General features: G+C 54.7%; 17 protein-coding genes. 6 read left to right on the top strand and 11 right to left on the bottom strand.

Annotated features, from left to right (window positions below; all coding sequences use genetic code 11):
* Position 1: 1 nt before the first annotated feature.
* From ACIP6T_RS00480 to ACIP6T_RS00470, 3 genes are all read right to left on the bottom strand, one after another.
* On the bottom strand, positions 2-304 hold the full coding sequence (locus tag ACIP6T_RS00480) for a PsiF family protein (protein WP_097097587.1): 303 nt from the start codon (positions 302-304) through the stop codon (positions 2-4).
* A gap of 103 nt (positions 305-407) precedes the next feature.
* A complete protein-coding gene (iraP, locus tag ACIP6T_RS00475; protein ID WP_097094773.1) occupies positions 408-662 on the bottom strand; it encodes an anti-adapter protein IraP in 255 nt (84 codons plus the stop codon).
* Between the two features lie 207 nt (positions 663-869).
* Entirely contained in the window at positions 870-1,004 is a 135-nt protein-coding gene (locus ACIP6T_RS00470) for a hypothetical protein (protein WP_400457132.1), read from the bottom strand.
* Between the two features lie 262 nt (positions 1,005-1,266).
* On the opposite strand from ACIP6T_RS00470, the gene ACIP6T_RS00465 reads away from it, so the two are divergent.
* The gene (locus ACIP6T_RS00465) at positions 1,267-4,347 is read left to right on the top strand and encodes a beta-galactosidase (protein WP_400454755.1); all 3,081 of its coding nucleotides are present in this window, start codon (positions 1,267-1,269) and stop codon (positions 4,345-4,347) included.
* Here the strand turns inward: ACIP6T_RS00465 and ACIP6T_RS00460 are convergent.
* A complete protein-coding gene (locus tag ACIP6T_RS00460; protein WP_345827190.1) occupies positions 4,286-5,590 on the bottom strand; it encodes a multidrug efflux MFS transporter in 1,305 nt (434 codons plus the stop codon). The two genes, ACIP6T_RS00465 and ACIP6T_RS00460, sit on opposite strands and share 62 nt — an antisense overlap.
* A 392-nt stretch (positions 5,591-5,982) precedes the next feature.
* Here ACIP6T_RS00460 and ACIP6T_RS00455 point away from each other — a divergent pair, with 392 nt between their 5' ends.
* Entirely contained in the window at positions 5,983-6,234 is a 252-nt protein-coding gene (locus ACIP6T_RS00455) for a biofilm development regulator YmgB/AriR family protein (RefSeq protein WP_097094776.1), read from the top strand.
* A 12-nt stretch (positions 6,235-6,246) separates the two neighbouring features.
* On the opposite strand, the gene ACIP6T_RS00450 is transcribed toward ACIP6T_RS00455, so the two are convergent.
* The 3 genes from ACIP6T_RS00450 to ACIP6T_RS00440 form a co-directional block, all read right to left on the bottom strand.
* Positions 6,247-6,564 carry a hypothetical protein gene (locus ACIP6T_RS00450; RefSeq protein ID WP_097094777.1) on the bottom strand — a complete coding sequence of 106 codons (318 nt, stop codon included), beginning with the start codon at positions 6,562-6,564 and terminating at the stop codon, positions 6,247-6,249.
* 172 nt (positions 6,565-6,736) lie between these two features.
* The gene (locus tag ACIP6T_RS00445; protein WP_097094778.1) at positions 6,737-7,036 is read right to left on the bottom strand and encodes an I78 family peptidase inhibitor; all 300 of its coding nucleotides are present in this window, start codon (positions 7,034-7,036) and stop codon (positions 6,737-6,739) included.
* Between the two features lie 459 nt (positions 7,037-7,495).
* Positions 7,496-10,081: an EAL domain-containing protein gene (locus ACIP6T_RS00440; protein WP_400454751.1), complete on the bottom strand. Its 2,586-nt coding sequence runs from the start codon at positions 10,079-10,081 to the stop codon at positions 7,496-7,498.
* Positions 10,082-10,298: 217 nt separating this feature from the next.
* Between ACIP6T_RS00440 and ACIP6T_RS00435 the strand changes: the two genes are divergently transcribed.
* Positions 10,299-10,946: a CPBP family intramembrane glutamic endopeptidase gene (locus ACIP6T_RS00435; protein ID WP_097094780.1), complete on the top strand. Its 648-nt coding sequence runs from the start codon at positions 10,299-10,301 to the stop codon at positions 10,944-10,946.
* 36 nt (positions 10,947-10,982) lie between these two features.
* Here the strand turns inward: ACIP6T_RS00435 and ACIP6T_RS00430 are convergent, their stop codons facing one another.
* A complete protein-coding gene (locus tag ACIP6T_RS00430; protein WP_345827192.1) occupies positions 10,983-11,714 on the bottom strand; it encodes an SDR family oxidoreductase in 732 nt (243 codons plus the stop codon).
* 98 nt (positions 11,715-11,812) lie between these two features.
* On the opposite strand from ACIP6T_RS00430, the gene ACIP6T_RS00425 reads away from it, so the two are divergent.
* Positions 11,813-12,193: a helix-turn-helix domain-containing protein gene (locus ACIP6T_RS00425; RefSeq protein ID WP_097094782.1), complete on the top strand. Its 381-nt coding sequence runs from the start codon at positions 11,813-11,815 to the stop codon at positions 12,191-12,193.
* Between the two features lie 141 nt (positions 12,194-12,334).
* Here the strand turns inward: ACIP6T_RS00425 and ACIP6T_RS00420 are convergent, their stop codons facing one another.
* Positions 12,335-12,502 carry a hypothetical protein gene (locus ACIP6T_RS00420; protein WP_176519132.1) on the bottom strand — a complete coding sequence of 56 codons (168 nt, stop codon included), beginning with the start codon at positions 12,500-12,502 and terminating at the stop codon, positions 12,335-12,337.
* Between the two features lie 213 nt (positions 12,503-12,715).
* Between ACIP6T_RS00420 and ACIP6T_RS00415 the strand changes: the two genes are divergently transcribed.
* Positions 12,716-12,886 (top strand): hypothetical protein, encoded by a 171-nt coding sequence (locus ACIP6T_RS00415; RefSeq protein WP_007887091.1) that lies wholly within the window; start codon positions 12,716-12,718, stop codon positions 12,884-12,886.
* A 111-nt stretch (positions 12,887-12,997) separates the two neighbouring features.
* The gene (locus ACIP6T_RS00410) at positions 12,998-13,231 is read left to right on the top strand and encodes a hypothetical protein (protein ID WP_400454749.1); all 234 of its coding nucleotides are present in this window, start codon (positions 12,998-13,000) and stop codon (positions 13,229-13,231) included.
* Between the two features lie 114 nt (positions 13,232-13,345).
* Here the strand turns inward: ACIP6T_RS00410 and yniD are convergent, their stop codons facing one another.
* Positions 13,346-13,453, bottom strand: a complete 108-nt coding sequence (gene yniD / locus ACIP6T_RS00405) for a small membrane protein YniD (RefSeq protein ID WP_097094784.1) — start codon at positions 13,451-13,453, stop codon at positions 13,346-13,348.
* 79 nt (positions 13,454-13,532) lie between these two features.
* Entirely contained in the window at positions 13,533-13,961 is a 429-nt protein-coding gene (locus ACIP6T_RS00400; RefSeq protein WP_097094785.1) for an OsmC family protein, read from the bottom strand.
* Positions 13,962-13,988 lie beyond the last annotated feature (27 nt).

Raw genomic sequence — 13,988 nt, 5'->3', positions numbered from 1 at the left:
ATCAGCTCTTCTTTAAACAGGAACTCATAAAGGTTTTACGTGCGTCGCCGGTGAGTTTTTTATCGCCCGCGTCGGCATTACAGGTTTTCATCTTCATTTGTTGCGGTGACATGCTGCCCATTTTGCTGTCTTTTTTCAGACAGTCACTCATAAAGCTTTTACGCGCATCACCTTTCAAATTCTGCGAACCTGCATGCTGATTACACATGGTCATTTTTTCCTGCTGTGCGGTTTTTTCGGCCGCACTCGCACCGCCTGCCAACAGCAAGCCTGCTGCCATTATTGCCAAAAGACACGATTTCATTACCGGATTCTCCATAGCATTATTGCCTGTTAAGCATGGCACGGAATAAGCAAATGCGAGAAATCAATAATGGAAATCGCCTGCAAAAACAGGCGAAAAAGGGTTAAACGCGGGGATGATCCAACAGTTTTTCAACGTAATTGCGCAGCAGGGTGGTATCAGGCGTTTCAGCAGCGGGGGCAACGGGCGGCATGGCTAATTTAATACCCGCCGCAATGTCATGGAACTGTTGTGGATCCAGTTTGCGCAGCATCGCCGTTAACACGATTTCTAACGCCTCAACCTGAACCACTAATTCTTTAGACTCTTCTTCTTTTTCAGCCAGCTTTAGAAGGAGTTCCGCAATCAGGTTTTTCATGCGACAAGCTCATTGAGAGAAGAAAAAAAGACGTTAGCACTGAGCAGATTAAAACAACAAGAAATTTTCAGTATTTTTGAGAAAAAAAAGACGCGCTGCGACGCGAAAAAAGAAATGTATTTCAATATCTAACGGCGAAACGTTTCACTGACGTGAAGCCTATTTATTGAAACGTTTCGCTTAAAAGTTAAATAATACTAAGACGCATTAATGAGGCCCGACAAATCCGCGTCCCGGTCCGCCGCCATGGCCATGACCGCCACCCCAACCGCCGCCCGGCGGTGGGAAAATACAGCCGCTCAACGCGGTAACCAATGCCACAACTGCGGCGAGTTTACTCATACGAACCATAATTACCTCAGAATGGTGAAATCGGGCTGAGTGTATGAGGCCGCATCGGGCGCGACAATACAGAATTCTCCGCAACCCCGCGCTATTCATCTCTGCTCACCACGCTTAACAATTTACTGGCACTACCCCGGCAAAAACATCACACAGCTGGCATGCAAGTCAGCCGATGGCTCTCGCAAAATCACTGTCGTTCACTTTACAGCTGACGCAAATTCACGCAATGTGAGCGCATTACAATAAATGAGATCTTATCATGAAGTTATCTGCTGTTTCCCTCAGTGAAATTCTGGCGCGCCGGGATTGGGAAAATCCGGTGATCACCAGCCTTAACCGGCTGGATGCGCATCCACCGTTTGCCAGCTGGCGCGATGAAATGGATGCGCGCGATGATCGCCCATCGCCCTCGCGCATGTCGCTTAACGGTCAATGGACCTTCAGCTACTTCACCCAGCCTGAAGCGGTGCCGCAAAGCTGGCTGCGGCAGGATCAGCCTGATGCACGCGCCCTGCCCGTACCCGCTAACTGGCAGTTGCATGGTTTCGATACCCCAATTTATACCAACGTACAATATCCGATTGCGGTAACGCCACCTTATGTACCGCAGGAAAACCCCACAGGATGTTATTCGCTCACATTTAATCTGGATAATGGCTGGCTGCAACAGGGTCAAACGCGCATTATTTTTGACGGCGTCAACTCGGCATTTTTCCTGTGGTGTAACGGCCTCTGGATCGGTTATTCGCAAGACAGCCGCCTGCCCGCTGAATTTGATCTCAGCGCAGCGTTACAGCCGGGCCAAAACCGCTTAGCCGTGATGGTGCTGCGCTGGAGCGATGGCAGCTACCTGGAAGATCAGGATATGTGGCGTATGAGCGGCATCTTCCGGGACGTCACGCTGCTGCATAAACCAGCAACGCAGCTGGCAGACGTGCAAATTGAAACCGCGCTCAGCCCGGAATACCTGCGCGGCGATCTGCGCGTTAGCGTCAAAATCGATGCGGGCACTCGCCAGCTTGCGCAGTGCCGTTTGCGCGTCAGTTTGTGGCGCGGCGAAAGCTGTATTGTGGAGCAAGAACAAGCCCCCGGCAGCGCTATCATCGACGAGCGCGGTCACTATCCAGAGCGCGCGTTGCTGATCTTGCCGGTTCACCAACCGCTGCTGTGGAGTGCCGAAACGCCGCATCTCTATCGCGCCGTGGTTAGCCTGCTGGATGAAAATGGCATGCTGCTGGAGGCCGAAGCCTATGACGTTGGCTTCCGCCGCGTCAGCATTGAGAACGGCCAACTGTGCCTGAACGGCAAGCCGCTGCTGATCCGCGGCGTTAACCGCCACGAGCACCATCCGGAAAACGGCCAGGTGGTGGATGAAGCCAGCATGCGCCGCGACATCGAATTGATGAAGCGCCATAACTTCAACGCCGTACGTTGCGCGCACTACCCCAATCATCCGTTGTGGTATCGGCTATGCGATGAGTACGGTTTGTACGTGGTGGATGAAGCCAACATTGAAACCCACGGCATGCAGCCAATGAACCGGCTCTCCAGCGATCCGCGTTGGTTTGCCGCGTACAGCGAACGCTTGACGCGCATGGTGCAGCGCGACCGCAATCATGCCTGCATTATTATCTGGTCGCTGGGGAATGAATCCGGCCACGGCAGCACGCACGATGCGCTCTATCAATGGGTGAAAAGCAGCGATCCCACCCGTCCGGTTCAGTACGAAGGTGGCGGCGCAAACACGGCCGCCACTGATATCGTCTGCCCCATGTATGCACGCGTCGATCAGGATCAGCCCTTCCCCGCCGTACCAAAATGGTCGCTGAAGAAGTGGATTGGCCTGCCTGGCGAAACGCGCCCGCTAATCCTGTGTGAATATGCGCATGCGATGGGCAATAGCTTCGGCGGCTTCGAAAAGTATTGGCAAGCCTTCCGGCAGTTCCCGCGCTTGCAGGGCGGCTTCGTCTGGGATTGGGTGGACCAAAGCCTGACGCGCTATGACGATAACGGCGCGGCATGGCAAGCCTACGGCGGCGATTTTGGCGATACGCCCAACGATCGTCAGTTCTGTATGAACGGCTTAGTTTTTGCCGATCGCTCGCCGCATCCGGCGCTGTTTGAGGCGCAGCGAGCGCAGCAATTCTTCCAGTTCCAGCCAGATGCTACCAATGCGTATCGCTTTACCGTCAGCAGCGAATATCTGTTCCGCCGCAGCGATAACGAGCTCCTGCGCTGGTCGATTGAGCAGGACGGCATCGCCCTGGCCAGCGGTGAATGGCCGCTCGATCTCGCTGCACAAGGTCACCAGTCGTTTACGCTGCCAGTCAGTGAGAATCTGCAGGGCAATGCCTGGCTCAACGTGGCGGTTTATCAACGTAACGCCACCCCGTGGTCCGAAGCGGATGCCCGCGTCGCCTGGGATCAGTGGCCGCTGCCTGCGGCACTGCCTGCGCGCGCGCCAACGCTCAGCGCCACCGCACCTGAGCTTATCGCCAATCACGAGCTGGTGGCGGTGGTGTTGCCGCAGCAGTGCTGGCACTTCTCCCGCCGCAGCGGCGAGCTGCTGCAATGGTGGGTAGATGATGAAGAAACGCTTCTGACGCCGCTGCAGGAGTGCTTTATTCGTGCGCCGATTGATAACGATATCGGCACCAGCGAAGCCGCTAACATTGACCCCAACGCGTGGGTCGAGCGCTGGAAACGAGCGGGCTACGATGCGCTAGAAGCGGTGCTGGTAGATATGCAGGTCGATAGCCTGAAACATAGCGTGCTGATTGAAACCTGGCATCAGTGGCTGGCTCACGGAGAAGTGGTTTTCACCAGCCACAAACGCTATCAAATTGGTGGCAATGGTGAGTTGTCGATAAGCGTGCAGGTGGAACAGGCGCCGGGCTTACCGCCTCCGGCGCGCATCGGCCTGCGCTGCCAGCTGATGCAAGCACCACAGCAGGTGAATTGGCTCGGTCTGGGACCACACGAAAACTATCCGGATCGCCAGCTGTCAGCGCAGTTTTCCCGCTGGCAGCTTCCGCTGGCGGCGCTCAGCACCACGTATGTGTTTCCGGGGGAAAATGGCTTGCGCTGTGGCACGCGTCATTTAATGTGCAATGGGTTACAGGTCAGCGGTGATTTCGCTTTCTCGCTCAGCCGTTACAGCCTTGAACAGCTGCGCGCAACCTCACATCGCCACTTATTACAGGAAGAGGATGGCTGCTGGCTGCATCTCGATGGCTTCCATATGGGTGTCGGCGGTGATGATTCCTGGAGTCCGAGCGTTAGCCCGGAGTTTTTGCTTTCTCAGCAGCGCTGGTACTACGCGTTGACGCTGCGTCAGTAGGTTTTTCCGCTGTATCACGCTGGCTCAACGGTGGAGTCAGCGTGGTTTTCGGGCGACGATAAAAACGACGCAGCAACACCACGTTGGCGAATACCACCATCGCCGTAGCGAAGAAGACCCAGCGATAGCCGGTGGCTGCCGAAACTGCAGCCCCCAGCAGCGGCCCCGCCACATTCCCCAGATACATAAACGATTGGTTATAGCCGAAGATGCGGCCCGTGACGTTATCGCGTGAATGGCGTACCAGCAACGTTTGCACTGCTGGCATCATGGCGCCATCGGCGAATCCCAGCAAGAAACGCAGCACACCAAGCTGAGTGGCGCTGGTGACAAATGACATCGCCACCAGCAGCAGCAGCGAGGCGATCATGGTGGCGATGAGAATGCGCTGCGTGCCAATACGGTCGCCCAGTTTACCGAGCCGCGGGGCTGAGATCAGCGCTGAAAAGCCCGGTAGCGCAGCAATCACGCCGCTGAGAAAGGCGATGTTCTGCGCATTCGGTGCCAGTTCGCGCACAAACAGCGTCAGGATTGGATTTACCGAGCCGTTGCACATCTGGATCACCATGGTGGTGATAAATAAGCACAGCATCAAACGCGGGTTATCAAGGCTGCGAAACACCTCACGTCCACTTAATTTGTCTTTCTTGCTGACCGGGGTATAACCGGTCTCTTTAATCAGGAACAGCGTCACCAGGAAGCTCACCATCAGCAATACCGCAGTGACAATAAACACCATGCGTAATCCGAGCCAGTCCGCCAACAGGCCGCCAATCATCGGCCCAAGGATCACCCCGCTAATCTGACCGGTAGAGACACAGCTCAGCGCCCAGCCGCTGCGTTCACGCGGCACCTGCGCCGCCACCAGCGCCATCGCATTTGGAATATAGCCGGAGGTCAGCCCCATGAGTGCGCGCAGCAGCAGCAACTGCCACGCCTGAGTGACAAACGCCTGCATTAAGATCACTGCGCCCATGCCAAACGAGGCGCGCAGCAGCATCAGCTTGCGCCCTTTACGGTCTGCCAGGCTGCCCCACAACGGCGCAACGGCCGCAGACACAATGAAGGTGACGCTAAAGGTGAGCCCTGACCAAACGCTAAGCGCATTACCGCCATGAATCCCGAGTTCTTCAACATACAGCGGGAGGAAGGGAATGATCTGACTGATGGCAAGACCGGTAAAAAAACAGCCAAACCAGACCGATATCAGATTAACTTTCCAGGACTCGATGGAGCGTAACATGGGCGTGAGCGTCAGAAGAATGAAACGAGGGTTCAGTCTAACAATCCCGTAACATTACTGGACGGCAAAACATGGCATCGGGGTAAAAACGCAGTTTTACGCTGTAGAGCGTGATTCTGCTCACAGCAAATCATGCAAGAGAGCGTTTTTTTAGTGGCTTTATGTGCTGAAACCTCTTTCCCCGCAAGATAAGCGCATCCTGATGACCGGCAAACGTGAAAAAATATGTCTACTCGTTACTGACAATCGTCATCACCGCATCTATGTTTAAAAAACAACCAGCCATCGCTGGCGACGTACTGCCCGTTCTGGACAGTCCGCATGCTTAAACCTTATTTCCCCATGCTGCTACTCTCAGGCGGCGGGCATCGTTGTCTCTGCGGAGGTCAGCCATGAGAACCCAACCAAACAGCGCCAGTCGGGCGATTACCGACTACTTCAACAGTCCGGCCTGGCATGCGCCTCATGAGAGCGATTTGCTGGCGGCAATCATGCGCGAAATGATGGATGAAGGGCAGCCAGCGACCAGCAAAGCCATTATTGCGCGCGTAATCGATAAGCTGGAATTTGCCGGGGATGAGCAGCAGCTGCAAAGCTATCGTGCGCTGCTGGCAAAACTGCTGGAATCAGGGCCGCAGAAGTAGCAGCCCGAAGGATTATTTCACCGCGCGCAGCTGGTCGGCTTCGCTGACAAACGCCTTACCGCTTTGACGCTGATACAGGCATAGCTCGCGCCCGACCTGGTTCTTCATGTGCTTCTGCGGATAGCGGCCTTCCAGCAGCAGCGCATCAATACCGATGCGGTCGTCATACTGGATCGGCTTGCCGACCACTTTCACGCTCTTCAGACCGCTGGCCTTAAGACAGCTTTGTAGTCTGTTATTGTCGTTCTGCTGCCAGGCCGCTTCGCTTGATGCCTGCGCCAGCGGGCTTACCAGCAGGGCTAACAACAGTAATTTTTTGGTATGTCTCATCATCACTCCTCAATTGGCGGCATTACGCCAACCGATAAAAAAATTCCCGCCGAAGCGGGAAGAAATAAGACGAGCATTGCATATTCGAGAGTGACGAGGAAATCTCCGTAGTGCGCAGCTATCCTCGCCCGGCGCTGTGACAGCCGGATGACAATGCAATGTCGGTTTAGTGTTATCCGCAGTAAACCCGTGAAATCTTACCGCTCTGATCCGCCGCGAAATTCACCCGACGCAGATTGAAATCCATCGTTACCGCTGAATTCCAGGGAATCGCGCGTACCGGAACGGCAAAGCGCTTGTTGTCGAGGGTCGATAACGGTTGACCAACATAGTTCTGATATTGCGATGCGCCACACTGATCGGTTTCCGGATCGTGGCTGGCCGCCGCACTGGTGTCAGGTTTGCTGGCAGACTGGCAGGCGGTCAGGGCAAACAAGGCCGTAACCAGCAGCGCTTTTCCATAATGGGTCACAAGTTTCTCCTCCTGGATAAATAGACAACCGGTGGGTGAGAGTAACAAAGCACGACCGTGAAGCGAAAATTTTTACAGCAGATAGTGGGTCTGGATCGGCTTTAAAGCGCGATCTTGTTCCCAATTTTTAAGATTAATCGCACACACTGTCTAAAAAACAATCCTTCAGCCACTAAAATTACCTAAGACAATTCTTAGAGGAGGTCATTATGGAACTGGTGATTTTTGTTGGCTTCGCCGCATTGATGACGTTTGTAGCGATTAGAGTGCGTTGAGTCACTGCATGTGGTTGGTCGCCATGAATGGCGTAATGCTGCTCACTTAAGCAAAAAAATGCCTGTTTATGCAGGTGAGCATGAATGCGCACCCTACGAAAACCCGGCGATATCCACGTAGGGTCACCATTCATGGTGACCGATGCATGCTTAACTGACGAGCATTACGCCATGAATGGCGACCCTACGATGCAACTTCCTCCTGTAACCGCGCATTAAACGCCGCTAACGGCATCGGACGCCCCAGGAAATACCCCTGTCCCTCCTCGCAAGAAAGTGCTTTTAGCGCATTTAACTGCGCTTCGGTTTCGATCCCTTCTGCGGTGATGGTGAGCGCAAACGCGCGTGCCAGCCCCACAATACCGGCCACCACCGATTGTGCCTGCTGCGACTCTGGGAACTCTTTCATCCACGAACGATCAATCTTTAAGCCATTGAACGGGAAGGCTTTCAGATAACCGAGCGCCGCATAGCCGGTACCAAAATCATCCACGGTTAAACGCACGCCAAGCGCGCGCAGACCTTGCATGATCTCCAGCGCGCGATCCGGGTTTTCGAAAGTGACGTTTTCGGTAATTTCCAGCTCCAGCCGCGTCGCGGGTAATCCGCTGATGTCCAGCGCATGCGCGACGCGCTTGACCAAATCACTATTACGGAACTCCACCGGCGAAATATTCACCGAAACATAGCGATGTTCGCCCCAGTGACTGGCATCGAGACAGGCACGCATTAGCACCCAGTCGCTGATGGCGGTGATTAACCCTTTCTCTTCCGCCAGAGGAATAAAGCGGTCTGGTGTGATCCATTGTCCCTCCGCGACCTGCCAGCGTATCAGCGCTTCAGCCCCCGCCAGCTGCCCGCTTTGCAGCTGATAACGCGGCTGATAGTGCAGCGTAAACGCGTTTGACTGCAGCGCCTGTTCAATCGCCTGCACCATCTCGCGTTTTGACTGCAGGTGATTCGCCATATCGCTGGAGTACCACATCCATTGATCGCGACCGGCGCTGCGGGCCTGGCTCAATGCAATATCCGCGAGCCGCAGCAGCGCTTCCGGCTGTGCCGCATCCTGTGGCGCAGAAACAATGCCCATACTGGCGGTCAAACTGATCTGATGCGAGCCGCTGAAAATCGGTTGATGAACGATGTGTTGCAGTGCCCGACAGCGATACTCCACCCCCGCACGACTGTTTTCACGCAGCAGCAGAATAAAAGCATCGCCGCCAAGACGCGCCGCCAGCTCATTGGGTGCCAGCAGGCTTTTTAAGCGCTGTGAAACCTCATTCAGCACCTCATCTCCCACCGCGTGGCCCCAGGTATCGTTGATGGGCTTGAACTGGTCGATATCAAAACTGATGATGAACAGCGGATCTTCTTCACTGACGCGCTCCAGATACGCGGTTAAATACTCCTGCAGCTGGACGCGGTTGGCCAATCCCGTCAGCATGTCGTGGCGTGACAAAAACTGAATGCGCGCTTCTGCATCCACTTCATGGGTGATATCTGACACCGTGCCACGAAACCCCGTGCGCAGGCCGCTGCGGCGAATAGCCTTCGCCATCAGCTGTCCAATACGTCGCTCGCCGCTGGCTGACATAAACTGGCAGCGCAGCGGCACATGCTGCACCTCTTCTCCCTGACGCATCAGCCAGGAGACCAGCGAATGGCTAGGATGACTGAGGAGCTGGTCGAGCGGGCGCCCCATCCAGCTTTTCACTTCATGGCCGGTTACCACGGCAAAACGCGACGAGAGATAGCAGAGACACCCGCGATCGTCGATTTCCCAAATCCAGTCCGACGCGGCTTCCGCCAGATCGCGAAAGCGTTCTTCGCTGTCAGCCAATTCGCGCTGGCTGATGGCCAGCAATGCAAAGCGCCGATCGGAGATGACGGCATTGTGCAAAGCATGGCGCAGCACCCGACGCGTAACCAGCGTCACGGCCAGCGCCGTGAACAGCAGCAGCGGCATCATCAGCCAGATCACCCCAAAACCCGGATCTTTCGGCTGCCAGCGAATCACCATCGCTTCGCCCTGCAACACCGGCTCTACCAGACGCGGCTCATACCGCGCATCGGCTACATCCGCAGCGATACGCGGCGCAATCACATTTAGCGATTTACCCAGCGCCTGCAGTTTATCCGGGGTAAACACATTGATGAACACCATCACCGAAGCGGGACCGGGAAGGCTTGGTAAATCGGGGACTTTTCCCGGCGTAATGGGGGCGGCCACCATAATCGCCGGGTTGTTATCTATGATAACGTTGCGCGCCACTCCGTCACGCAGGGTGCGCGCCGAGTTCAATAACAGCGCGCTTTGCGCACCTAACCAACTCTCAAGTGACACATTGGATAATTTGCCGCGAACCACCGCATAACGGGTTTTACCGGCACCATCGACAACAAAGACACCGTCGTAGTGATACTCCTTGTAAAGCCCCGCGCCAAAGTTCTCTTCATCCCAGGCCCAGACTTTGTTTACCGTGAGATGCAGGTTTTTCCAGCCTTCGCCCCAGTTGGCGTAATCTCGCGCATCAACAATCATCTCCTGCTGCTGTTGCTGCCACGCCTGACGCATCAAATTGACGTCTTGGCGGATCGCGTCGCGGTTTTGTCGATGGGCGATAACCAGCACCATTACAACAGAGAGAAGCAGTACGCCAAACAGCAGTGAGGATAAGGTGCGAAGACTGCGCCGCGTCACCCGAACCGTATGTGCCTCCATATTGGCCCTGGCGTTTAACGCCGGGTGCCGGTGATACTCAGAATTCATGCGCATTGCTCGTAAAATGCAGGCGGCGAAAAGAGGCGGATGAGGGGCAACAACCGCCCCTCTCCACCCTGTAAGGTTTGATCGGTTATCGGCGCTGGCCGTCGCAGATTTAGCCTTAGCGGTGGAATATTTGAACAGCGCAAATGTGCAGCACACCACCTCGACAGCGATCACCGCCGTTGCTACTATGCGCTCTCCTCTGTCCGCTGAGTCGCCTATGGATACGCAATCCGACAAAGTTACGTTAACGCTCTTCTACGTTGGTAGCTTTGTGGTCTATTACCTTGTGACCATGCTTGTTACGCTGTTTCCCAACTATGGGGTGCTGCGTAACGATGGCTTGCTGATGCCGGTACTTTGCTTATTTGAATTCGCCGTGATCTACCCGCTCTACCGCTTTTATTGCCAGCGTCGTAGCGATATTCCGCTTGGCTATGTGCGTCCGCTGCAGGCGCTGCTGTTTATTGGCCTACTGTTTGCGTTGATGGTGGCACAAACCCAGTTTTTGCAGCCGGAAGGATGGTTGATTGCGCAATCCCAGCAGGGACGCAGCTCCATGCTAATTCTGTTGCTGACGGCGGTGCTGCTGGCACCGGTGTTTGAAGAAGTGCTGTTTCGCGGATTCTTACTGCAAGGTTTTCTACTGTGGGCGCCAAAAAGCCGTTTTGCCTGCATGCTGCTGACATCCCTGCTGTTCGCCGCCATGCATACCCAATATGTGCACTGGGAAACGCTGGTCGCCTTAACGCTGTTTTCGCTGCTATTATGCTATGCGCGCCTGCGCAGCAATAGCCTCGCGCTCCCGATTTTCCTGCATACGCTGAATAACCTGATTGCGATCCTGCCCGCCTGGTATTTCGCCTGAAAACAGCCATCATACGATGGCCGTAAACCTAGCGCCTTACACCTGCGTTAAACCGCCATCCACACAGATCTCTGCCCCGGCAATATAGCTGCTCTCGTCACTGGCGAGGAACAGTACCGCGTTAGCGACCTCTTCTGGCTTGCCCATGCGGCTCAGCGGAATGGTGCTGGTGATGCCCGTGCGCACCTCTTCAGAAGCCGCCTGCATCATATCGGTATCAATGGGCCCAGGCGCCACCACATTAATCCGGATGCCACGCGCGGAGAGTTCACGCGTCCAGGTGCGCGCAAAGGAACGCAGCGCCGCTTTACTGGCGCTGTAAACACCGTAACCCTGCGTACCAATGACATCGGCGATCGAACCAATCAGCACCACGCTGGCGCCAGGTTTCAGCAGCGGTAGCGCTGCCTGCAAAGCGAAGACCGGCGAGCGCACATTGAGGCCGAAGATCTGATCGAAATGCTCTGCGCCGATCTCATCAATGGTGGCGTACTCGGCCATGCCCGCGTTAATCACTAGCACATCCAGCTGCCCGGCTTCGGTCTTGATCGTCTCCATAATGCGGGTGAGTTCGCTTTGCTGGCTCACATCGGCACGCAACGGGTGCGCATGACCGGTAATGGTGCTGCCGGCCGCCTGTAACTCTTCATCACGACGCGAGGTATACCAGGTTGTCGCGCCTTCGCTGGCAAAACGCTGGCTGATTGCCAGCCCAATCCCTTTTGCGCCGCCCAGGACGACGGCCACTTTTTTTTCCAGTCTGCTCATTTGCTTTCTCCGGTTGGGTAGAAAGCTGATGGTATATATTTTATACTTGATATCAATTACGCACTTTATTTATACCAGATATCGCGGAGTATATCGCCATGGCAGAAATCAACGGTAACAGCTTGAGAGAGGTAGGAAAAACGCGTCCAATCCTGGAACACATCACCAATAAATGGTCGATTTTAATTCTCACCGTGCTCTGCACTCAGCCTGCGCGGTTTAATGAAATTCGCCGGCGACTGGATGGCATTACTCATAAAGCGTTGGCGGATGCGTTAAAGCGTCTGGAGCGCAATGGGTTAGTGAATCGTGAGGTGCTGAACACGGCACCCATCGGGGTGGAATACAGCCTGACGCCGCTGGCGCAGACGCTACAGCAGCCGTTTATCGCGCTGTACGATTGGGCATTGGAGCATGGCCCTGCGCTGGAACGCGCGCAGGCAGAGTATGATCGCACTCATGCAGAAGCGCTGTTGTAGGGCCGCCATGCATGGCGTAATGCTCGTCAGTTAACCGTAGGGTTTTCGTAGGGTGCGCATTCATGCGCACCTGCATAACGCGGTTTTTATGGCTCAAATGAGCGGCATTACGCCATTCATGGCGATCGCTGACCAGAAAAACTACGCTTTTTCCGCTTCGAAATGGTTTTTGAACTGCTCGTAAATGGAGATCATATTTGACGCATCGCCGTGCAGCGGGCTCAGTTTTCCCGCGCGGACCAGTTCAATCACCAGCTGCAGGGCGGCTTGTTTAGGGCTGCTGGCCGGATGGGCAATTTCGTTAGACATGGTTTACTCACTCATCATTATTGTCAGGGCCGCACAGTTTAGCCCAGATTACGCTGCTGATGCGCGCCACGATGGGTATAATCTTGCCGACCGAACAAGAAAGCCGCTCAGGGTGATAATTGACTCCCGACGCGTTTAGCTATACTGGATCAAAAAAGGGAACGACCAGCCACACATTCCGTACCAGCGAGAAGGTGTTAAAGGAGTCTGAGTATGCTGATTGGTTTTGTTTTGTTAGTGAGCGCGTGTGGGCATGATGCCTGCGATGCGTTGCCGGTATCGGAGCGGATTTACCCAACCAAAGTGGCCTGTGAGCAAATGGCCGATCGCATCCATAAAGTTCGGCCTAACGTGGTCTTACTTTGTGGCGAAGTGCACCGTTAATTCGGTGCCAGTTTTATTACAGTTGCGCAAAAAACAGCCAGACGGCATTGCAAGAATGGGTTGTAGCGTTCAAAATATAAGCTGCTTTTCACTATTACCGTTGTGAATCCAATGAAAACACCTCGCCCCCGTCGTCCAAACGGACGCTGGGTTTATTACATTTTGTATGATGGCATTCTCTGGCCCTGCCCCGTGCGTTGGGAATGGGAGAGCGGCTTCGGCGGCTGGCTGCCGTTTTACTTCTCGCCAACCTTTGAGTTTGTGGCGGGCGATCCACGCAAGGCTTATCGCATTGCGCGCAGCAGCGTGCGTAACGTACGCCAGACAGACGGCGAGTACGCCTGATTGATTAGCTAATCTGCCACGGGAACCACGACGCCGTGAGCAGATAGTGCAGCAGCTCCAGCACTAAAATCACCATCACCAGCACGCCGAGCTTGTGGCTGCAAATCCAGTCTTTTAGCCCCATAACATGGCCGCCCAGCGAATCAGCATCAGCGCGCCACAGATGCATAACAGCACCACTATCATTTTCCAGTGTTTGGTTGCAGCCAGTTTTTTTGCCACGCACCCTCCAGATGACAGAAAGCAACAATGCGCCCTGAGGCGCATTGTTGATTCTAACGCTGGTCACCCGGAAGGGCGATTATTTATTCAGCGTATAGTCGAGCGTGATCTCAGCGTTCAGTACCTGAGACACCGGGCAGCCCGCTTTGGCTTTCTGGATAATCTCATCGAACTTCGCATCCTCAATGCCTGGCAGCACAATGGCGCTGGTCAGCGCGATTTTGGTGATGGCAAAACCCTCGCCCTTTTTATCCAGCGACACATCAGCAGTGGTATCGATGCTGGTCGCTTTATGTCCTTCATTGCCCAACATCAGCGACAACGCCATGGAGAAACAAGCGGCATGTGCTGCACCAATCAGCTCTTCCGGGTTGGTACCCTTCTGCCCTTCAAAACGGGTGTTGAAACCGTACGGTTGATTGCTCAACACGCCGCTTTCAGTACTTACCGTTCCTTTGCCTTTGATGTCGCCTTCCCAATGGGCCGATCCTTTCTTATGAATGGTCATGTCATTCCTCCTGTTTAGTTCGACAGG

Origin of the sequence: Pantoea sp. NPDC088449 (assembly GCF_044753225.1) — a bacterium.
Classification (GTDB): domain Bacteria; phylum Pseudomonadota; class Gammaproteobacteria; order Enterobacterales; family Enterobacteriaceae; genus Pantoea; species Pantoea floridensis.
The sequence above is the reverse complement of the archived record's forward strand: the minus strand, read 5'-3'. Positions and strand labels throughout refer to the sequence as shown.